17 protein-coding genes are annotated in these 21,250 nt (G+C 75.6%); 11 read left to right on the top strand and 6 right to left on the bottom strand.

Annotation, left to right across the window (positions count from 1 at the left end; all coding sequences use genetic code 11):
• Positions 1 to 105: 105 nt before the first annotated feature.
• The 11 genes from H6H00_RS24900 (at position 106) to H6H00_RS24855 (ending at position 13,321) form a co-directional block, all read left to right on the top strand.
• A complete protein-coding gene (locus H6H00_RS24900; RefSeq protein WP_379540008.1) occupies positions 106 to 471 on the top strand; it encodes an allophanate hydrolase-related protein in 366 nt (121 codons plus the stop codon).
• Positions 468 to 1,772, top strand: coding sequence for an allantoinase AllB (gene allB, locus H6H00_RS24895; RefSeq protein ID WP_185718103.1), 1,305 nt, complete (start codon positions 468 to 470; stop codon positions 1,770 to 1,772). The genes H6H00_RS24900 and allB overlap by 4 nt, the downstream gene beginning before the upstream one ends.
• On the top strand, positions 1,769 to 2,764 hold the full coding sequence (gene alc / locus H6H00_RS24890) for an allantoicase (protein ID WP_185718102.1): 996 nt from the start codon (positions 1,769 to 1,771) through the stop codon (positions 2,762 to 2,764). Before allB ends, alc begins: the two co-directional genes overlap by 4 nt.
• A gap of 104 nt (positions 2,765 to 2,868) precedes the next feature.
• The gene (locus tag H6H00_RS24885) at positions 2,869 to 3,651 is read left to right on the top strand and encodes a hydroxypyruvate isomerase family protein (protein WP_185718101.1); all 783 of its coding nucleotides are present in this window, start codon (positions 2,869 to 2,871) and stop codon (positions 3,649 to 3,651) included.
• On the top strand, positions 3,648 to 4,523 hold the full coding sequence (locus H6H00_RS24880; protein ID WP_185718100.1) for a 2-hydroxy-3-oxopropionate reductase: 876 nt from the start codon (positions 3,648 to 3,650) through the stop codon (positions 4,521 to 4,523). The genes H6H00_RS24885 and H6H00_RS24880 overlap by 4 nt, the downstream gene beginning before the upstream one ends.
• Positions 4,520 to 6,298, top strand: a complete 1,779-nt coding sequence (gene gcl / locus H6H00_RS24875) for a glyoxylate carboligase (protein WP_185718099.1) — start codon at positions 4,520 to 4,522, stop codon at positions 6,296 to 6,298. Before H6H00_RS24880 ends, gcl begins: the two co-directional genes overlap by 4 nt.
• Positions 6,298 to 7,386, top strand: coding sequence for a glycerate kinase (locus H6H00_RS24870; protein WP_185718098.1), 1,089 nt, complete (start codon positions 6,298 to 6,300; stop codon positions 7,384 to 7,386). Before gcl ends, H6H00_RS24870 begins: the two co-directional genes overlap by 1 nt.
• Positions 7,387 to 7,396: 10 nt before the next feature.
• Positions 7,397 to 9,769, top strand: a complete 2,373-nt coding sequence (locus H6H00_RS32465; protein WP_255425360.1) for a molybdopterin-dependent oxidoreductase — start codon at positions 7,397 to 7,399, stop codon at positions 9,767 to 9,769.
• Between the two features lie 35 nt (positions 9,770 to 9,804).
• Positions 9,805 to 10,941 (top strand): glycoside hydrolase domain-containing protein, encoded by a 1,137-nt coding sequence (locus H6H00_RS31985; protein WP_255425872.1) that lies wholly within the window; start codon positions 9,805 to 9,807, stop codon positions 10,939 to 10,941.
• Positions 10,860 to 12,041, top strand: a complete 1,182-nt coding sequence (locus tag H6H00_RS31980; RefSeq protein ID WP_221775660.1) for a glycoside hydrolase domain-containing protein — start codon at positions 10,860 to 10,862, stop codon at positions 12,039 to 12,041. The genes H6H00_RS31985 and H6H00_RS31980 overlap by 82 nt, the downstream gene beginning before the upstream one ends.
• Complete coding sequence (locus H6H00_RS24855) at positions 12,038 to 13,321, top strand: glycosyltransferase (RefSeq protein ID WP_185718097.1); 1,284 nt, start codon at positions 12,038 to 12,040, stop codon at positions 13,319 to 13,321. Before H6H00_RS31980 ends, H6H00_RS24855 begins: the two co-directional genes overlap by 4 nt.
• On the opposite strand, the gene H6H00_RS24850 is transcribed toward H6H00_RS24855, so the two are convergent.
• The 6 genes from H6H00_RS24850 to H6H00_RS24825 form a co-directional block, all read right to left on the bottom strand.
• The gene (locus H6H00_RS24850; RefSeq protein WP_185718096.1) at positions 13,322 to 13,621 is read right to left on the bottom strand and encodes a biopolymer transporter Tol; all 300 of its coding nucleotides are present in this window, start codon (positions 13,619 to 13,621) and stop codon (positions 13,322 to 13,324) included.
• A 1-nt stretch (position 13,622) separates the two neighbouring features.
• The gene (locus tag H6H00_RS24845) at positions 13,623 to 15,764 is read right to left on the bottom strand and encodes a DEAD/DEAH box helicase (protein WP_185718095.1); all 2,142 of its coding nucleotides are present in this window, start codon (positions 15,762 to 15,764) and stop codon (positions 13,623 to 13,625) included.
• 288 nt (positions 15,765 to 16,052) lie between these two features.
• Entirely contained in the window at positions 16,053 to 16,934 is an 882-nt protein-coding gene (locus tag H6H00_RS24840) for a phosphatase PAP2 family protein (protein ID WP_221775659.1), read from the bottom strand.
• A gap of 1 nt (position 16,935) precedes the next feature.
• Positions 16,936 to 18,663 carry a serine/threonine-protein kinase gene (locus H6H00_RS24835; RefSeq protein WP_185718094.1) on the bottom strand — a complete coding sequence of 576 codons (1,728 nt, stop codon included), beginning with the start codon at positions 18,661 to 18,663 and terminating at the stop codon, positions 16,936 to 16,938.
• Between the two features lie 67 nt (positions 18,664 to 18,730).
• The gene (locus H6H00_RS24830; RefSeq protein WP_185718093.1) at positions 18,731 to 20,407 is read right to left on the bottom strand and encodes a CocE/NonD family hydrolase; all 1,677 of its coding nucleotides are present in this window, start codon (positions 20,405 to 20,407) and stop codon (positions 18,731 to 18,733) included.
• 69 nt (positions 20,408 to 20,476) lie between these two features.
• Positions 20,477 to 21,136, bottom strand: coding sequence for a peroxiredoxin (locus tag H6H00_RS24825; protein ID WP_185718092.1), 660 nt, complete (start codon positions 21,134 to 21,136; stop codon positions 20,477 to 20,479).
• Positions 21,137 to 21,250: the final 114 nt, after the last annotated feature.

The following is a 21,250-nucleotide window of genomic DNA, read 5'->3' as shown; positions in this document are numbered from 1 at the left end:
GTGCGGAAGGGTTCGCCCCGGCCACCCCTTCCGCGCACGACCCCCCGACCCGCGCACGACCCCCCGACCCGCGCACGACCCCGACAAGGAGCGACCGTGCCCCTCATGTTCCTCAACGGCACCGCCATGGCCGGCGGCGCCGACCACCACCTCGTCGGCGACGCCCCGCTGGTCGCGACCACCACGACCGCGCCGCGCTACCGGTTCCACGCCGTCGGCGGCCGCTACCCCGCGCTGGAGGACGTCGGCGCGGGCGGGGCCGCGGTGCACGGCGAGGTCTACGACCTGTCCTACGACCGGCTGCGCGAGGTCCTGCTCCCCGGCGAGCCCGACGGCCTGGAGCTGGGCGTGGTGGAGCTGGCCGACGGGTCGGGATCGCTGGCGATGGTCCTGCGCCGCGCGCACGGCGCCGCGGAGCTGACCGACATCTCGGCGCTGGCGAGCTGGCGCGCGTACCGGGGGCAGCCGTGATCGTGTTCCGGGCCGACCGGGCCGTGGTCGACGGCGTGCAGCGGGCGGCCGCCGTGGTCGTCGAGGGGGAGCGGATCGCCGCGGTGCTGCCGCGCGACGCCGCCGTCGCCGGGGCCCGTGAGGTCGTCCTCGCCGCCGACGAGGTGCTGATCCCCGGGCTGGTCGACACGCACGTGCACGTCAACGAGCCGGGCCGCACCGAGTGGGAGGGCTTCGCGACCGCCACCCGCGCCGCGGCGGCGGGCGGGGTCACCACGATCGTCGACATGCCGCTGAACTCCCTGCCGCCGACCGTCGACGTCGACGCGCTGGAGGTCAAGCGGAAGGCCGCCGACGGCCGGTGCGCCGTCGACGTCGGGTTCTGGGGCGGGGCCGTCCCGGGCAACACCGGCGACCTGCGGGCGCTGCACGACGCGGGCGTGTTCGGCGTCAAGGCCTTCCTCATCGACTCCGGCGTGCCCGAGTTCCCGCCGCTGCTCGACCCGGGACCCGCGCTGCGCGAGGTCGCCGCGTTCGACGGGCTGCTGATCGCGCACGCCGAGGACGGGGCGCTGGTCACGGCCGCGTCCGGGCGCCGCTACGCCGACTTCGTGGCGTCGCGCCCCGGTGCGTCGGAGGACTCCGCCATCGCGCTGCTGCTGCGGCTCGCCGGGGAGACCGGGGCGCGGGTGCACGTGGTGCACCTGTCCTCGGCCGGGTCGCTGCCGCAGCTCGCGGCGGCGCGGGCCGCGGGCGTGCGGGTGAGCGTCGAGACCTGCCCGCACTACCTCGCGCTCACCGCCGAGGAGGTGCCCGACGGCGACACCCGGTTCAAGTGCTGCCCGCCGGTGCGCGGGTCGGCCAACCGCGACGCGCTGTGGGCGGGCCTCGCCGACGGCACCGTCGACCTGGTGGTCAGCGACCACTCGCCGTGCACGCCGGAGTTGAAGGAGCTCGACAGCGGCGACTTCGGCGCCGCCTGGGGCGGGATCGCGTCGCTGCAGCTGAGCCTGCCGGTGGTGTGGACCGAGGCCCGCCGCCGCGGCCACGACCTCGCCGAGGTGGTGCGGTGGATGGCCGAGCGGCCCGCCGCGCTGGTCGGGATGACCCGCAAGGGCCGGATCGCGGCGGGCGGCGACGCCGACCTCGTCGTGCTGGCCCCGGACGAGGCGTTCACCGTCGGCGCGCTGCACCACCGCCACCCGATCACCCCCTACGCCGGGCGCGAGCTGCACGGCCGGGTCCGCGCGACCTGGCTGCGCGGCGCCCCGGTCGACGACGGCCCGCCCCGCGGCCGCCTGCTCACCCGAGGAGAGTCGTGAACGAGTTCCGCAGGCTGCCCGATCTCGCCGTGCGCAACCTCGGCGGCTCGGTCGTGCACGCCAACGACGAGGCGTTCGCCGTCCGCGAGAACCTGATCACCCCCGGGCCGGCCGTGTTCGACCCGGGCTCGTTCGGGCCCAAGGGCAAGGTCTACGACGGCTGGGAGACCCGCCGCCGCCGGGAGGCGGGCCACGACGAGGCCGTCGTCCGGCTCGGCGCGCCGGGGATCGTGCACGGCGTCGTCGTCGACACGTCCTGGTTCACCGGCAACTACCCGCCGGAGGCGGCGGTCGACGGCGTCGCGCTCGACGGGAACCCGTCGGTCGACGACCTGACCGGCGCCGCGTGGGAGCCCCTGCTCCCGCGCACGGCGATCACGGGCGACACCGAGAACGCGTTCGCCGTGCAGAGCACCCGGCGGGTCACGCACGTCCGGTTGCGGATCTTCCCCGACGGCGGCGTCGCGCGGCTGCGGGTGCACGGCGAGGCGCTGCCGGACCCGGCGCTGCTCGACGCGCTCGGCACCGTCGACCTGGTGGCGCTGGAGAACGGCGGCGTCGTCACCGGCTGCTCGAACCTGTTCTACAGCTCGCCGAACAACCTGCTGCTGCCCGGGCCCGCCCGCTCGATGGGGGAGGGCTGGGAGACCGCCCGGCGCCGCGACGACGGCAACGACTGGGTGGAGCTCGCGCTCGCCGCCGAGGGCACGATCGCCGTCGCCGAGCTGGACACGAGCTGGTTCCTGCACAACGCGCCCGGGTGGGCGACGCTGCGCGGCCGCACGGGGGCGGGGGAGTGGTTCGACCTGCTGCCCCGGGTACCGCTGCGCCCCGACACCCGGCACCGCTTCGTGCTCGCCGACCCCCGCCCCACCACGGCGGTACGCCTGGACATCCACCCCGACGGCGGCATGGCCCGCCTGCGGCTGCACGGCCCGCTCACCGAGCAGGGCCGCGCGCACCTGGAGCGCCGCTGGACCGCGGCGCGCTGACCGCCCGAGTCCGCCCCACCCGTATTGCAGCAAGGCCACCTTCACGCAACGAGAAGGCAGGAAGGTGGCCTTCCTGCGAGTCCCGCACGCCCTTGGAGGGCCCCATGGCGATCCGCTGTGCCGTCAACTGCTCCATCCTGTTCACCGAGCTGCCCCTGCTGCAGCGCCCCGCCGCCGCGGCCGCCGCCGGGTTCGACGCCGTCGAGTTCTGGTGGCCGTTCACCACCGCCGACGACGCCGAGGTCGACGCGTTCGTCGCCGCCGTGCAGGACGCCGGGGTCCGGCTGACCGGCCTCAACTTCGCGGCGGGCGACATGCCCGCCGGCGACCGCGGCCTCGTGTCCTGGCCCGGGCGGGAGAGCGAGTTCCGCGACTCCGTCGCCGTCGCCGTCGGGATCGGCGAGCGGCTCGGGACGTCGGTGTTCAACGCCCTGTACGGCAACCGCATCGACGGGGCGACCGGCCAGGACGACCTCGCCGAGGCCCACCTCGCGTTCGCCGCGGCCGAGGCGTCCCGGATCGGCGCGACCGTCGTGCTCGAACCGCTCTCCGGTGCCGACCGCTACCCGCTGCGCACCGCGGCCGACGCGCTCGCCGTCGTCGACCGCGTCCCGGGCACCGCCCTGCTCGCCGACCTCTACCACCTCGCCGTCAACGGCGACGACCTCGACGCGCTCCCGGCGCACGTCGACCGGATCGGCCACGTCCAGGTCGCCGACGCCCCGGGCCGCCACGAGCCCGGCACCGGCTCGCTCGACCTGCGCCGCCACCTCGCCGCGCTCGACGACGCGGGCTACGCCGGCCGCGTCGGGCTCGAGTACGCACCCACCACCACCAGCGCCGCCGCCTTCGACTGGCTGGCGCGGACCGAGGAGCTCTCGTCATGACCCGCATCGCGTTCATCGGACTCGGCATCATGGGCGGCCCGATGGCGGCCCACCTCGTCGCCGCCGGCCACGAGGTGGTCGGCCACAACCTGTCCCGACCGGCCGTCGACCGGCTCGTCGCCGCCGGAGGGCTGGCCGCGGAGAACACCGTCGACGCCGTCCGCGACGCCGAGGTCGTGATCACGATGGTCCCGGACAGCCCGGACGTCGAGGCGCTGGCCCGCGAGATCCACCCGAACGTCAAGCCCGGCACGCTGCACGTCGACTGCTCGACCATCCGCCCCGACGTCGCCTGCCGAGTGGCCGCGGCCGGTGCCGAGCACGGCGTCCGCGTCGTCGACGCCCCGGTCAGCGGCGGGGAGGCCGGGGCGGTCGAGGCCACCCTGTCGATCATGGTCGGCGGGGAGGCGGCCGACGTCGAGGCGGCCCGCCCCTACCTCGACGTCGTCGGCGGCACCGTCGTGCACGTCGGCCCGGCCGGGGCCGGGCAGACCGTGAAGGCGGCCAACCAGCTGATCGTCGCCGGGAACATCCAGCTCGTCGCCGAGGCGCTGGTGTTCCTGGAGGCCCACGGCGTCGACACCGACGCCGCCACGCGGGTCCTCGCAGGCGGCCTGGCCGGGAGCACCGTGCTCGACCGCAAGGCCGCCGGGATGCGGGCACGGGAGTTCGCCCCCGGCTTCCGCATCGACCTGCACCACAAGGACCTCGGCATCGTCACCGCCGCCGCCCGCGAGGCCGGCGTCGCGATCCCGCTGGGGGCGCACGTCGCCCAGCTGGTCGCCTCGCTGCGCGCCCAGGGCCACGGCTCCCTCGACCACAGCGCGCTGCTGCTGCAGGTCGAGACCCTCTCCGGAAGGACCACGAAGTGACCCGCATGCGCGCCATCGACGCCGCCGTCGCCATCCTGCGCAAGGAGGGAGTCACGCACGTGTTCGGCCTGCCCGGCGCCGCGATCAACCCGTTCTACGACGCCATGCGCGCCGACGCCGAGGCCACGGGGGACGGCCTGACCCACGTCCTCGCCCGCCACGTCGAGGGCGCCTCGCACATGGCCGAGGGCTACACCCGCGCGAGGGCCGGCAACTTCGGCGTCTGCGTCGGCACCTCGGGTCCCGCGGGCACCGACATGATCACCGGGCTGTACTCGGCGTCGGCCGACTCGATCCCGATCCTGGCCATCACCGGGCAGGCGCCGGTGGCGCGGCTGCACAAGGAGGACTTCCAGGCCGTCGACATCGCCGCGATCGCCGGGCCGGTCACCAAGCTCGCCATGACCGTCCTGGAGCCGGGGCAGGTGCCGGGCGCGTTCGCCCAGGCGTTCCACCTCATGCGCTCCGGGCGCCCCGGTCCGGTGCTGCTCGACCTGCCGATCGACGTCCAGCTCGCCGAGATCGACTTCGACGTCGAGACCTACGAGCCGCTGCCCGTGCACCGGCCCGTGGCCACCCGCGCTCAGGCCGAGAAGGTGCTCGACCTGCTGGCCGCCGCCGAGCGACCGCTGATCGTCGCGGGCGGCGGGATCGTCAACGCCGACGCCTGCGCGGAGCTGGTGGAGCTCGCGGAGCTGCTCGACGTCCCCGTCGTCCCCACGCTGATGGGCTGGGGCGCGATCCCGGACGACCACCCGCTGATGGCGGGCATGGCCGGGCTGCAGACCGCGCACCGCTACGGCAACGCGACGCTCCTGGCGAGCGACCTCGTGCTGGGCATCGGCAACCGCTGGGCCAACCGGCACACCGGCGGCCTGGAGGTCTACCGGCGGGGACGCACGTTCGTGCACGTCGACGTCGAGCCCACCCAGATCGGGCGCGTGTTCGCGCCCGACTACGGCGTGGTCTCCGACGCGGGCGCGTTCCTGCGGCAGATGCTCGCCGCGGCCCGCGACCGCGCCCTCCCGCCGCGCGACGCCTGGGTGCGCGAGTGCGCCGGGCGCAAGGGCGCGATGCAGCGCCGCACCCACTTCGACGACATCCCGGTCAAGCCGCAGCGCGTCTACGAGGAGATGAACCGCGCGTTCGGGCCGGAGACCCGCTACGTGTCGACGATCGGGCTCTCCCAGATCGCCGGCGCCCAGTTCCTGCACGTCTACCGGCCGCGGCACTGGATCAACTGCGGGCAGGCGGGGCCGCTGGGCTGGACGGCCCCCGCGGCGCTGGGGGTCGCCGTCGCCGACCCGGACGCGCCGGTCGTGGCCCTGTCGGGCGACTACGACTTCCAGTTCATGATCGAGGAGCTGGCCGTCGGGGCCCAGTTCAACCTGCCCTACCTGCACGTCGTCGTGAACAACTCCTACCTCGGGCTGATCCGGCAGGCCCAGCGCGGGTTCGCGATGGACTACTGCGTGCAGCTCGGCTTCGACAACGTCAACTCCCCGGAGCTGGGGAAGTACGGCGTCGACCACGTGAAGGTCGCTGAGGGGCTGGGCTGCAAGGCGATCCGGGTCACCGACCCCCGCGACCTGGCGGCCGCGTTCGCCCGGGCCCGCGAGCTGATGGCGACCCACCGCGTTCCGGTCGTCGTCGAGGTCGTGCTGGAGCGGGTCACGAACATCGCGATGGGCACCGAGATCGACGCCGTGACCGAGTTCGAGGACCTGGCGAGCACCGCCGAGGACGCGCCGACCGCGACGATCCCGCTGCGCTGATGGGGCACATCCTCGTCGCCCCGGACAAGTTCAAGGGCTCCGCGACCGCCGCCGAGGCGGCCCGTCACCTGGCGGCAGGCGTCCGGGACGCGGGCCGGCACGCCGTCGAGCTCCCGGTGGCCGACGGCGGGGAGGGCACGCTGGACGCCGCCGTCGCCGCGGGCTTCCGGCCGGTCCCGGCCACGGTGTCCGGGCCGACCGGCGCCCCCGTGCGCACCGGCGTCGCGATCCGGCACGGCACGGCGGTCGTGGAGCTGGCCGCCGCGTCCGGTCTCGCGCACCTGACCGACGGGCCCGCGCCGCTGCGGGCCACCAGCCGCGGCACGGGGGAGCTGGTGGCCGCGGCGCTCGACGCCGGGGCCACGACCGTGGTGCTCGGCGTCGGCGGGAGCGCCTGCACGGACGGCGGCGCGGGGATGCTGTCCGCACTCGGTGCCCGGCTGCTCGACGCCGACGGCGCCGCGCTGCCCGACGGCGGCGCGGCGCTGGCCCACCTGCACCGCGTCGACCTGTCCGGGCTGGACCGCCGGCTCGCCGCGACCCGGTTCGTGCTCGCGAGCGACGTCGACAACCCCCTGCTCGGCCCGACCGGTGCGGCCGCGGTGTACGGCCCGCAGAAGGGGGCCGACGCGGGTGCGGTCGCGGTGCTGGAGGCGGCGCTGGCCCGGTGGGCGGCGCTCCTCGGGGCGGACGCCGCCGCCCCGGGGGCCGGGGCCGCCGGGGGGGTCGGGTTCGCCGCGCTCGCCGTGCTCGGGGCGCGGCCCCGCCCCGGGATCGACGTCGTGCTCGACCTCGTCGGGTTCCGCGAGCAGCTCACCGGGGCGGAGCTGGTGATCACCGGGGAGGGGGCGCTGGACGAGCAGACCCTGCGCGGCAAGGCCCCGGTCGGCGTCGCGGCGGCCGCCCGGTCGGCCGGGGTGGCGGTGGCCGTGGTCTGCGGCCGGTCTGCGATCACGCCGGGCCGGGCGGCCGCCGCCGGGCTGGGGCCGGTGCACGTCCTCGGCGACGTGGAGCCCGACCTCGCCCGCTGCCTCGCCGACCCCGGCCCGCCGCTGCGGGCGCTCGGGCGGCGGATCGCGGCGGCCTGAGCACGGGGTGTTGACCTCCGGTCGGACCGTCGTACACAGTACGGAGATCGCCGCGAACCCGTACGTCACCAGCAGCTCGCACTGGGGAGCCTTCGAGGCCCGTGCCGTCGACGGCACCGTGCAGGTGCGTGCGCACCCCGCCGATCCCGATCCGTCGCCGCTGCTCGCGAACCTCGCGTCCGCCGTCGACCCGGCCGTGCGGATCGCCCGGCCCGCGATCCGCGAGGGATGGCTGCGCGACGGTCCGGGCCCGTCCGACGGGCGGGGACGCGAGGGCTTCGTCGAGGTCGAGTGGGACGAGCTGATCGAGGTCCTCGCCGGTGAGCTGCGGCACGTCTACGCCGAGCGCGGGCCGCGCGGCGTCTTCGGCGGCTCCTACGGCTGGGCCAGCGCCGGCCGGTTCCACCACGCGCAGAGCCAGCTCAAGCGCTTCCTCACCTGCCTCGGCGGCTACGTCTCCGGCGTCGGCAACTACAGCTACGGCGCCTCCGGCGTGCTCATGCCGCACGTCGTGGGCCGCGGCGTCGACGTCACGACCGGGCTCACCGACTGGGCGGTGATCCGCGAGCACACCGAGCTGGTGGTCGCCTTCGGCGGCATCCCGCGCAAGAACACGGCGATGAACCCGGGCGGGATGGTCCGCCACACCGCCGACCAGCACCTGCGGGCGGCCGTCGGGGGCTCGGTCGACGTCGTGACGGTCAGCCCGCTGCGCGAGGACTCCCCAGGTTCCACGTGGCTGCCGATCCGCCCGGCGTCCGACGTCGCGATGATGCTCGGGCTCATGCACGTCCTCGTCGCCGAGGACCTGCACGACCCCGCGTTCCTGGAGCGCTACTGCGTCGGCGCGCCCGAGCTCCTCGCGTACGTGACGGGGCGCAGCGACGGCGTCGCGAAGTCGCCGGAGTGGGCCGCGGAGCGCTGCGACGTCCCCGCCGACACGATCCGCGCCCTCGCCCGCCGCATGGCCGCGTCCCGCACGCTGGTCACGGTCACGTGGTCGCTGCAGCGCACCGAGCACGGCGAGCAGGCGCCCTGGGCGGGCATCGCGCTCGCGGCGGTGCTGGGCCAGATCGGGCTGCCCGGCCGCGGATTCGGCCATGGCTACGGCTCGATGGCCGACGTCGGCGTGCCCGGTGCGGGCGTCCGCGTGCCGACGCTGCCGCAGGGCGTCAACCCGGTCGCCGACCACATCCCGGTGGCCCGCGTCGCCGACATGCTGCTGCACCCCGGCGAACCGTTCGAGTTCGACGGGTCGACGCTGACCTACCCCGACATCGGGCTCGTCTACTGGGCGGGCGGCAACCCGTTCCACCACCACCAGGACCTCCACCGGTTGCGGCGCGCGCTGGCCACCGTCGACACCGTGGTGGTGCACGAGCCGTTCTGGACGGCGATGGCCAAGCACGCCGACATCGTCGTGCCGGTCACGACGCCGCTGGAGCGCACCGACATCGGCGCGTCGCGCACCGACCACCACCTCGTCCCGATGCACCGGGTCGTCGAGCCGTTCGGTCTGGCCCGCGACGACCACGCCGTGCTCGCGGCACTGGCCGACGCGCTCGGGGTGGGGGATGCGTTCACCGAAGGCCGGTCCGCCGACGAGTGGCTCCGGCACCTCTACGAGACCTGGGCGACGTCGACGGGGCCGCGGCTGGGCGTCGACCTGCCCCCCTACGACGACTTCCTCGCATCCCCGTTGCTCACACTGCCCGTGCAGCCCGCCGACCGCACCTTCCTCGACGGCTTCCGCGCCGACCCCGACGGCCGCCCGCTGCGCACCCCGAGCGGCCGGATCGAGCTGTTCTCCGCCACGATCGCGGGCTTCGGCTACGACGACTGCCCCGGCCACCCCACCTGGCTCGAGCCCGTCGAGTGGCTGGGCTCCCCGCACGCGGCGCGGTGGCCGCTGCACCTGATCGCCAACCAGCCGCGCGGGCGGCTGCACAGCCAGCTCGACGCGGGGGCGGAGAGCAGGCGCCACAAGGTCGGCGGCCGGGAGGCCGTGCGGATGCACCCCGACGACGCCGCCGAGCGGGGCATCTCCGACGGCGACGTCGTGCGCCTGTTCAACGACCGAGGCGCCTGCCTCGCCGGGGCCCGCCTCGACGACGGCGTCCGCCGCGGGGTCGTGCAGCTCCCCACCGGGGCGTGGTTCGACCCGGTCGGCGACACCGAGCTGTGCGCGCACGGCAACCCCAACGTCCTGACCCGCGACCACGGCACGTCCCGGCTGGCTCAGGGCACCTCCGGGCAGCACGCGCTGGTGGAGGTGGAGCGGTTCGAGGGGGACCCGTCGCCGGTCCGGGCCCACCGTCCGCCGGACTTCGTGGAGCGCCCGGATCGGCCGCAGCTCTCGCCACCCGAGTTCACGGCGCCGTAACCACCGGTCACCGGCCCCCACCCCATACTCCGCTCATCCTCCACGACGTCGATCCCTTCATCGGCACCGCCGCGACGAGCCTCCCGCCCGCGGACGGTCTCGCGGCCACGTGGTGGTTCCCGAAGCCGCTGGTCGGCAACACGCACCCGGGTGCCACCTCCCCGCTCGGGATGGTCTCGGCCTGCGCCTACTCCGGGGCCTACCCGACCGGCTACGGGCGCTACGACAAGGGCACCGAGGGCCTTCCCGTCGAGATCTTCCCGACGCAGCAGGCGTCCGGGTTCACCCACTTCCAGCAGTCCGGCACCGGCGCGATCCGCAAGTACTACAACTACGTGCGGGTCACCCCGATGGTGGCGCCGCTCGACGACCTCGGCGAGGCGTGGCCGCTGCACGAGGAGACGGCGGAGGCCGGGTACTACGCCGCCACGCTGGGCACCGGCATCCGCTGCGAGCTCACCGTCGGCGAGAAGGTCGCCGTCCACCGCTACACCTTCCCGGAGAGCGGCAGCGCGCGGCTGGTGCTCGACCTGTCCTGCGGCGGGCTCGCCATCGACCACGGGCGCACCGTCCCGCTGCGGGCGCAGGTGGAGAGCCTCGGGCACGGCCGGGCGCAGGGCACGGTGGTGATGGAGGGCGTGCCGCTGTCGGTGCACCTGGAGGTGAGCAGCCCGGGCTGGCGGCAGATGCTCTGGTACGACCGCCGCCTCGTCGAGGGCGGCACCCGGCTCGACTTCGACAGCATCCGGCAGACCACGCTGCGCCCCTTCGGCCTGCTGTTCCTGGGCCGCGCCCGCGCCGGGCAGACCGTCGAGGTGCGGCTGGGCTTCTCCCTGCGCGGCTGCGAGCAGGCCCGGGAGAACCTCCGTCGCGAGTGCGGCGGGACCGGACCGTCCTTCGACGCCGTGCGGGCCGGCACGGGTGCCCGGTGGGGCGACCACCTCGACCGCGTGCGGGTCGAGGGCGGCACCCCGGCCCGGCGCTCGGTGTTCGCGACCGCGATGTACCACTCGCTGATCAAGCCGTGCTTCGCCGACGACGAGAGCCCTTCTGGCCGACGTCCGGGCCGTTCGCGTTCGACGTCTGCACGATGTGGGACATCTACAAGACCCAGATCCCGCTGCTGGCGGCGATCGTCCCGGACCGGGCGGCGGACCTGCTGGAGTCGCTGATCCGGGTCTGCGAGGAGGAGGGCAACTTCCCCATCGGGTACCGGATGGCCCGCGGCGCCGACCGGTTCTTCCGGCAGGCCAGCGCGCTCGCCCACACCGCGCTGGCCGACGCGCACGCGACCGGGTCCGGCGCGCTGGACTGGAGCTGGGCGCTGGTGCACATGGAGGCGGACCTGCGCCGCCTCTACGGGGAGAACTTCGTCGACGACGGCGTGGTGCACCCGATCACGCACACGCTCGACCTCGCCTACGGCCACCACTGCACGGCCCGGGTCGCCCGGGCCCTGGGCGACCGCCGCCTCGCCGACGAGCTGGAGGGGCGCGCCCGCCGGTGGGTCAACGCGTTCGACGCCTCCACCGGCCTGCTGCTCGACTCCGAGTACTACGAGGGCGGGCGGTGGAACTACTCGTTCCGGCTGCTGCACGACATGCGGGCCCGGATCGCGCTGGCGGGCGGCGACGACGCGTTCGTCGGGATGCTCGACGCCTTCTTCGGGTTCGGCGCGCCCGCGGTCACCCAGCCGGGCCTGGCCCCGCCCGCCGCGGAGATGGCCGCCGGCTACGCCCTGAACCGGTTCGAGGGGCTCAACAACGAGCCCGACATGGAGGCGCCGTGGGCCTACCACTACGCGGGCCGCCCCGACCGCACCGCCGACGTCGTGCACGCCGCGCTGACCTGGCAGTTCGGCACCGGCGCAGGCGGTATGCCCGGCAACGACGACTCCGGGGGCCTCAGCTCCTGGTACGTCTGGGCCTCCCTCGGCCTCTTCCCGGTCGCCGGGCAGGGCCTGTTCCTCGTCAACGCGCCGGCCTTCGCCCGGGCGGCACTGCGCGTCGGCGGCGGGGAGTTCGTCATCGAGACCACCGGGCACCGCGACACCCCCATCGGCGCGGACGGCGTCCACGAGACACCTCCCGCGCAGTACGTGCAGTCGGCGACCCTGAACGGACGGCCATGCGAAACGACCCACATCAGCGCCTCGGACGTGCACCGCGGCGGAGTGCTGCACCTGGAACTGGGCCCGGAGCCCTCGGCGTGGGGCCGGTCGGCGCGACCCCCGTCGCTGTCCGACGCGCCCGCGGCGAGAACGGGGGAGTGACCTACCCCGAGCGCCGGCTCGTGATCGTCGTGCGGGCCGACCCGGTGATCTGCGGCCACTCCGGGGAGGCGCGCAACCTCGCCGAGGTGGCGCTGACCCGCGGCTTCGACGACGTCCGCCTGCTCACCTGGCCGATCGCGACGCTGGAGGCCGCCGGGCTGCCGCTCAAGCCGCTCGACCGGCTGCAGCCCTACGGCCCCGGCATCACCGTCGAGCGGCCCGAGCCGGTCGGCGACTACCGCGTGCCGGACGGGCGGGGCCTCGCCGGCCTCACCGGCCGGCTCGTCGAGCTGCTCGCGGAGCCCGTGCCGACCACGTGCCTGTCGATGTACCTGGCCCCGCACGCGAACGTCGTCATGGACGCGGTGACGGCGGCGCACGCGGCGGGCCTCCTCGGCGAGGTCCACACCATCGCGAAGGCCGTGGGCTCCGACGTCACCAACGTCATCCGCTCCTGCCTGCGCGAGGAGCGGTTCGGCGCCGCCGTCGCGCTGCTGACGACGTTCCTGGCCCACGACGAGGTCGTCGCGGTCTCGGAGTACACGCGCGACCAGATCGTGCTGTCCGCTGAGGCGGTCGACGCGCACTGCGGCACCCTGTTCGCGCAGCAGTGCCGGGCGCGGGTGACCGTGAGCTACCCGCCGATCGACACCTCCGCCTACCTCGACCTCGACCCGGACGCCGTCGACGCGGCGCTGCGCCGCCGCGGCCTGGAGCGCGACGGCTACGTGCTGTTCCTGTCCCGGATCTCCCGGGCGAAGGGCGTGTTCGACCTGGTCCGGGCCTACACCGCGTCGCGGGCGCGCGACCGCGTGAAGCTGGTCGTCGCGGGCACCGGCCCGGCACTGGCCGAGGTCCGGGAGCTGGCCGCGGGCGACGACCGGATCGTCTTCCTGACCGACGTCGACGACGACGAGAAGCCGCTGCTCATGCGCGGGTGCGCGACCTACGCGCTGCCCACGAAGGAGGAGCCCGACTTCGTCGAGACGTTCGGGATCGCGCTGACCGAGAAGCTGCTCGCCGGGGGCGGCCCGGTGATCACCGCGATCACCGGCGGCACCGGCGAGGCGGTCGGCGACGCGGCCGTCATCGTGGCGGCCGGGGACGTCGTGGCCATCACCGCGGCGCTGGACCGGGTGGTGCTGGAGATGTCGGAGCACGAGCGGCGCTCGCTGGAGCGGCGCGGCCGCGAGCACGCGCTGTCCTTCGACCGCGCGCGCGTGTTCGATGACCTGTTCCGGACCGAGCCGCTGCGCCGGGCCGCGCTGCAGGAGGAGTAGCTACCCCTCGCCGAGGGTCCGCAGCGCCGCGGTCCACCGGGCCGCGCGGGCGTCGGCGTCCTGCTCCCACCAGGGGTCGCCGCGCTCGCCGAGCCCGGTCTTCGCGGCCTGCACGCGGGCCCGGGCGCGGCGCACCGCCTCGTCGTCGCCCGCCCGCCCCGCCGTGCGGACCGCGCTGCGGGCCACGCCGAGGTGGTGCAGCAGCTCGGCGCGGACGTCGTCGGGGAGCTCCGGGTCGGCCGCCCGCCACCGCCGCCCGTCGACGACGATCCACCGGCCGTCCGGGGTGCGGTCGACCACGTCAGGCGTACGCCGGATCGCTGGACAGGGCCTCGGTCAGCAGCGCGACCAGCGCCGCATGCTGCACGTCGGCCGAGGACCCGACCTCCTCGTCGGACCCGTCGAGGGCCTGGGCGGCCAGCCCGGCCTTGCTGTCGATCAGCTCCGCGATCCGGGCGTCGATCGTCTGCGCGGCGATGATGCGCCACGCGGTGACCGGCTGGTCCTGCCCGATGCGGTGGCTGCGGTCGATGGCCTGGGTCTGCTCCGCCGCGGTCCAGGACAGCTCCGCGAGCACGATGTTGGAGGCCACCTGGAGGTTGATGCCGACGCCCGCCGCGGTGAGCGAGCAGACCGCGACCGCGACCTCGGGGTCGTTGACGAAGGCGTCGATGTTGCGCTGGCGCACCGCCGAGGTCTGGTCACCGCGGATGGAGGAGAACCGGACCCCCTGCGCGGTGAAGGTCTCCTCGGCGGCGTCCATCACGTCGACGTGCTTGGCGAAGAAGACCACCTTGCCCGCGCTGCGGGCCAGCTGGGCGGCGTAGTCGGCGGCCAGGTGGGCCTTGGCCTGCCCGATGCGGCGCATCATGCCGAAGACGTTGTCGCCGGACTTCGCCTCCGCGGCGTCCTTCTGCTCCCACCGCGCCACCTGGCGCACGAGGTCGTGGTCGACGCCCTCGACCAGCGCCCCGGAGCGGCGGTTCGCGAGCGCGGTCTCGTACCGCGCCACCATCCGCCGGGCCAGCTCGCGCTCGGCCGCCCGGATCGACCGGCCGGCCGCCCCGTCGAGCTCGACCGGGAGGTCGGCGATGCGCCGCGCGGGGATGTCGGCGGCCACGTCGACCTTGCGGCGGCGGACGATGCCCCGGTCGACGACGGAGCTGCGCGCCGCGGGGTAGAAGCCGGGGTCGGCGGGCGTCAGCCCGGTGGCGGTGAGGGCGTCCATCAGGTCGCCCAGCGGCTTGGTCGCGTCGATCCAGCCGAGGAACTGCCAGATCGCGAGGAAGTCCTCGATGTCGTTGATCAGCGGGGTGCCGGTCAGCGCCATCAGCAGCGGCCGCGCGGTGAACTCCCGGATCCGCTGCGACAGCTCCAGGACGTGCTGCGAGCGCTGGGAGGACTTGTTCTTGATGAAGTGCGCCTCGTCCACGACCATGCCGCGGAACCGGAAGTCGCCCAGCCAGCCCACGTGCCGGTCGAGCACCTCGTAGTTGACGACGACGATGTCGGCGAACCCGTCGATGGTGTCGCCGTTGCCGTGGATGACGGTGGCCGCGCGGTGCGGCGACCACAGCCCGGCCTCGCGCACCCAGTTGGTCTTGACGACGTTCGGGACGACGACGAGCAGCGGGTAGGCGTCGGCCGCCTCCGCGGCGAGCAGGGCCTGCGCGGTCTTGCCCAGCCCGGGTTCGTCGGCGAGCAGGAACGTCCGGTGCCCGGCCGCGGCCGCGGCGACGAGCCGGGCCTGGTGCGGCATGAGCTCGCGGCCGCCGGGCGCGGTCCGCGAGGACGGCGCGGGCAGCGTCATGCACGCCGACGCCCCGCCGCCGGCGCGCTCGAAGGACCGCAGCAGCGGGCCGAGCAGCTCCCAGCCGGCCAGCGGCGACGGGCGCGGCGCGCTGGGCCGGGCGGCGGAGAAGTCGGGGGCGAGGAAGGGGTTGGCCAGCTGCCGGGACACGACCGACTGCGGCACCACGCGGGGCTTCGCCGGGGCGGCCGGGGCCTCGACGGGCGCCGGCGCCGGTTCGGGCTCGGTCACGATCCCGGCCCGGCGCAGCACCTCCCCGCGCAGCGACCGCGCCTCGTCGGAGACGACGGCGTCCTCGGCGAGCAGGGCCAGCAGGGCCTGGTCGCGGACCGCGGTCATCGCGAGGGTCTTCGCGATCTCGTCGAGGCGCTTGAGCCGCTCGGTGCGCTGGCGCTCACCGGTGGACTCGTCGGCCCGGACCCGGGCGCGCTCCTCGCGCAGCAGCAGCGCGGCGGCCTGGAACTTCGTGCGCGTCGCGGGCGTGGCCCGGCCGCCGCGCTTCAGGGCGGTCTCGACCTCCCGGACGGTGCGGGCGAGCGCCGACAGGACGTCCTCCGGGCGGTCGCCGCCGCGTCGTCGGTCGCGGGGGGCGCCCCGGCGAGCCCCTGCGGGGGGCTGGCCTCGTCGAGCCACGTACTCCTCCTTCGCCGTGCCCGGCCGGGCCGTCTGGCGGCCTGCCGAGCACCGTGCTGCGGGCCGGTGGGGCGTCTCGAGGAGGGGCCGGACGGCTCCTCCGGGACGCGAACCGGCCCGTGGATCTCGGGAGATCGCCACCGCGGGGCCGGACAGCCGCCCGGGAACACGCCCGCGCGGGCCGGCCGTGCCGGACGGGCAGAGCCCAGCGGGGTCGGATCTCGGGGTCCAGCCTACCGCCTGGCGGCCGCGGACCGGCGCCGCGACGCGGGCGGAGTGGCGATCGACTCAGTCCGGGGTGGGCGGCGGGGCCGGGTCGGAGCGTGCGGGATCGGAGGGCGCCGGGTCCGGCGTGGCGTGCCGGGCGGCCCGGAGCGTGAGCAGCAACCGGTGCGCGGTCACGACGACCGTGAGCCAGGCCAGGCCGAGCGCCCAGGCGACGAGGACGTCGGTGAGCCAGTGGTGACCCAGGTACACCCGGCTCACCCCCATGAGCAGGGCGAACAGCGCCGCGGCGAGCACGGTCGCGGTCCGGCCCCGCTTGGTGCGCTGCCGGCGCACGACCAGGTAGGCGACGATCCCGGCCAGGGCGATCGCGTTGAGCGTGTGGCCGCTCGGGAACGAGGCGCTGACCTCGTAGGGGGGCACCGCGTCGGCCAGCGGCGGCCGGACGCGGCCGACCGCGGCCTTCCCGACGACGGTGAGCGCGAGCGACCCGGCGGCGGTGGCGGCGACCAGCAGCACCGGCGTCCACTGCCGCCAGGCCGCGGCGAGCCCGACCGCGACGACCCCGGCGAGCACCGGCATGCCCACCGGCCCGCCCAGCGCGGAGAAGCCGGTGACGACCGTGTCGAGCGTCGGGGTGCGGAGCCCGACGACCGCGTCGAGCAGCGGGCGGTCCAGCGCGGCGACCCCGTCGTCCTCGGTGACGGCGTCGTAGACGGCACCGGCGAGCGCGGTCAGCCCCGCGGCCAGGACCAGCCCGACGGCGAGCACGACCAGCAGCACCGCCTGCGGGGTGAGCCGCTGCCGCAGCCGTCCGGCCAGGTGGACCAGTCCCGCGCCCACCGCGGTCGGCCAGGACGTGAGGTCGCGCTCGCCGACGTAGCGCTGCTCGGGCGCCTCCTCCAGGGCGCGGGTGACCGCCGGGTCCTCGGGCGGCGGGGCCACCTCAGGAGCCCACGGTGGTGGTCGCGCTCGGGTCGAACCCGGGCGCGACCACCAGCCCGCCGTCGACGCGGCGGCAGGACGCGACGGCCACGTGGCAGGGCAGGGGGACGGAGCTGGGCAGGCGCAGCCCTCCGTCGAGCTCGTAGCGCATGTTGGTGATCTTCCAGGCGGTGGCGGCGGGGTCGTCCGGCGTCTCGGGGAGCCGGTCGGGGCGGACCACCACCATCGCCTCGGTGATCCCCGGGGGCCACTCGAACGCGAGCGTCCCCGGCCCCGTGACGACGAGGTGGCGCACCGCGGGGATCCCGCCCGGTGGCTCCGGCTCCGCGGCGGGCCCGCCGGTGGAGGTCCCGACGGGCGGCGACACCGTCGTGCCGAGCCGGGCGGTGACCTCGTACACCGGGACGGGGGCGTCGGGGGCGACGGCGCCGTCGACGATGCCGGTGGAGCGCGTGCGCCCCACCACCTGCCGGCGACCCTCCGCGGTCAGCCGGGTGACCTTGTACTCGACGTCCTGCGGTCCGCCCGCGGTCCAGCTGACGGTGACGGAGTGGTCGTCGGTGCCGCGCTCGGCTCGCACGTCGACCGGCGCGGGCACGCCGGGCGGCGCCTGCTGTGCGGGGTCCGGCTGGCCCGGTTCCGGCTGGCCCGGTTCTGGCTGTCCCGGTTCCGATACCACCGCGGTGTCCGGCAGGGGCAGGGTCCGGGCGGGGGCCGGGTCGTCCGGGGCCGGGTCCTCGGTGCCGATCCGCCGGGTGGGGCCGCCGGGGGCCCGCGTCGTCGCGGCCGGCTCCATCGGGCGGGGTGCCGCCGTCGGGTACGGCGCGGTCGGGCGGGGCCGGGGCCGCGGGCGGGGGACCGGGGTGTGGGCGGCGGCGCGCAGGGCGTCGAGGAAGGCCGAGCAGGTGGGGAACCGGTGGTCCGGGTGCTTCGCCGCGGCGCGGGCGACGGCGGCGTCGACGGCCGCGGGCAGGTCGGGGCGCAGCCGGCTCGGCCGGGGCGGGTCGGCGGCGAGGTGGGCGTAGACGACGGCGGCCATCTCCGGGCGCGGGTAGGGGACCTCGCCGGTGAGGCAGCGATAGGCCAGGCAGGCCAGCCCGTACTGGTCCGAGCGCCCGTCCACCCACCGGCCCTCGATCTGCTCGGGGGAGGAGTACTGCGGCGTGCCCATGTACTGCCCCGCGGAGGTGATGTCGCTGCCCGCGGCCGTCGCGCCCTTGGCGATCCCGAAGTCGCACAGGTACACCTGCCCGCCGCGCGGCCGCCCGGCCCGCACGAGCAGGACGTTGCCCGGCTTGACGTCGCGGTGCACCAGCCCGGCCTCGTGGACGGCGTCGAGCGCGTCGGCGACCGGCCCGAGCACGGCGCACAGCCCCTCGATGCCCAGCCGGCCCTCGCGCTGCAGCACGGCACCGAGGTCCTCGCCGTCGACGAACCGCATCGACAGGTACAGCACGCCGTCGGTGTGGCCGGCGTCGTAGATCGGGACGACGTTCGGGTGCTCCAGGCTGGCGGCGATCGCGGCCTCGCGCTCGAACCGGCGACGGTAGTCGAGGTCGGCGGCGAGCGCGGGCGGCAGGACCTTGAGGGCGACGGTGCGGCCGAGCCGCAGGTGCGTCGCCCGGTAGACGACGCCCATCCCGCCCTCGCCGATGAGCGCGTCGAGGCGGTGCCCGGCCAGCACGTGGCCGACCCACCCCGCGGCTCCTGCGCTCTGCTGATCCGGCACCGGTCACAGCCTACGGTCGAACGGTCCGGGGAGACGTCGGTGACCCGCCGGGCGGACCCGCGAGGGGCTACGGGCCGAGGACCGGCAGCACCACCCGCGAGGGGCGGCGCGCGTCGTGCAGCACCTCGATCCGGTTGGGCGTCCCGGAGACGGCGCCCGCGAACGGCTCGCCGGTGCCGGGGTTGGCGCGGTAGCGCGGGAACGCGCCGCCGGAGACCTGCACGCGCAGCCGGTGCCCGGCGGGCACCCGGTACGCGGTGGGGAACAGCGACACCGCCACCTCCCTGACCCCGTCGGCGTCGGGTGCGGCGTCGGCGGTGTCGGGGGTGAGGCCGCGGATGCCGTCGGCGACGTTGAGCGAGCGGCCCTGCGCGTCGACGTCGCAGATCCGGACGAACACGTCGGTGTGCGGGAGCTGCGTGCGCACGTGGACGACGGCGGAGAGCTCGCCGACGAGGTCGAGCGGCGCGGTCAGCACCGGCCCGGTGAACGTGACGACGTCGGCGCGGGCCTCGACCGCGGCGTTGTCGACCTGCTTGGCCGGCCGGAACAGCAGCGGCCCGCCGACGCCCGGGGTCGGGTCGGCGGGGTCGTAGACGAAGGTGCTCGCCGCCTGCTCCGCCGTGGGCGGTGCGGTGTCGAGGCCGCCGCCCGGCTGCAGGTGGAACGCGGTGGCGGTCGACTCGGTGGGCGGCCAGGTGGCGAGGTCGAGCCACCGGTCGGCGCCCTGCAGGTACAGCCGCACCGGGGCCCGTCCGGGGTCGTCGTCGACGCCGTCGAGGTGGCGGTCGAGCCAACGCACCGAGGAGGCCACGATCTCGGCGATCTGCGGGGGCTCGCCGTGCATCCACGGTCCGACGGTGATCCGGACGTCCTTGCCGGCCCGCTGCAGGCGGGTGAAGTCGCGCAGCTGCTCGGCGGCGAAGAGGTCCCACCACCCGCTGACCATGCTCGTCGGCGGGACCGCGGCGAGGTCGGCGTCCTGGTGGTCGGCCTGCACCCAGTGGCCGTCGCCCGGCCCGGCGTGCTCGCAGAAGTCGCGCCAGAACTGCACCGGCGAGCCGGCGACGGTCACGTCGGCCGCCTGCAGCGGCCGCGTCCGCAGCGCCCGGCGCATCAGCAGGGCGTGGCGCAGGTTCGGCACCAGCGGCGGGAGCACCCCGCGCTCCTGGGTCCCGATCGACTGCGTCCAGCCCAGCGCGTTCTGCAGGTTCGGCACGCCGTCGGTGTAGAACGCCGCGGTCACCCGGGAGGCGGTGATGTCCAGGCAGGAGGCGGCGAGCGGCGGGTCGGCGTAGGGGGCCACGGCCCACTGCGTGTGGCCGAAGTAGCTGGCGCCGACCGTCGCGACGCGCCCGTCGCACCACGGCTGGGCCCGCACCCACTCCAGCGTGTCGAGCCCGTCCTCCTGCTCGTGGCAGAACGGCCGGAACTCCCCGCCCGAGCCGAACGTGCCCCGCGTGCTCTGCACCAGCACCTGGAAGCCGCGCAGGGCCAGCGGGATCGCGAACACCTGGCCGAGCAGCCCGCGCCTGCCGTAGGGGCAGCGGACGAGCACGACCGGCTGCGGACCCGTCGAGCCCTGGGGGACGTACCGGTCGGCGAGGAGCGAGACCCCGTCGCGCATCGGGGCGGCCAGGTCGTCCTCGCGGACGTAGGGCTGCGCCTCGCCGGGCACGCGCAGGACCCGGTGCAGGACCGCGTCGCGGGCGGCGGCGGCCCGTCGGGCCAGTGGCGTGCGCATGAGGACCTCCCGGCGTGGCGCCACGAGCCTACGGCCGCGACGCCCGCCCCCGGGCGACCCGGGTCCGGATCAGCTGGGCTGGGGCACGATGCGGATGTAGGGGCGCGGGGACTCCCAGCCGTCCGGCCAGATCGTCTTGGCCTCGTCGTCGGAGACGGAGCCGGCGATGATGACGTCCTCGCCCTGCTTCCAGTTCGCCGGCGTGGCGACGCGGTGGTTCGCGGTGAGCTGCAGCGAGTCGATCACGCGCAGGACCTCGTCGAAGTTGCGGCCGGTCGTCATCGGGTAGACGAGGACGAGCTTGACCTTCTTGTCCGGGCCGACGACGAACACGTTGCGCACGGTCGCGTTCTGCGCGGGGGTGCGCTGCGTGGGGTCGCCGGACACCTCGGCCGGGAGCATCCCGTAGAGCTTGGACACGACGAACTCGGAGTCGCCGATCAGCGGGTAGTTCGGCGCCGTGCCCTGGGTCTCGGCGATGTCGGCGGCCCACTTCTCGTGGTTGTCGAGCGGGTCGACCGACAGGCCGATCAGCTTGACGTCGCGCCGGTCGAACTCCGCCTTGTTGTTGGCGAGGTAGCCCAGCTCGGTGGTGCAGACGGGGGTGAAGTCGCGCGGGTGCGAGAACAGGACGGCCCAGGAGTCCCCGATCCACTCGTGGAACCGGATGGTGCCCTCGGTGGTCTCGGCCTCGAAGTCGGGGGCGGTGTCGCCGATCTGCAGAGCCATGGACGTGTCTCCTTCGTGTGGTGCGGGGGTGTCGTGGCCGCCGACCCGGACGGGGGCACCCGGGCACGCCGGGACCACGCGGGTGACGACCGGGACGGGAGGGTGCGGTCGCGC

Source organism: Pseudonocardia petroleophila (genome assembly GCF_014235185.1).
Classification (GTDB): Bacteria; Actinomycetota; Actinomycetes; order Mycobacteriales; family Pseudonocardiaceae; genus Pseudonocardia; species Pseudonocardia petroleophila.
Note: the sequence above shows the minus strand (reverse complement) of the source record. Positions and strands in the feature narration are given on the sequence as shown.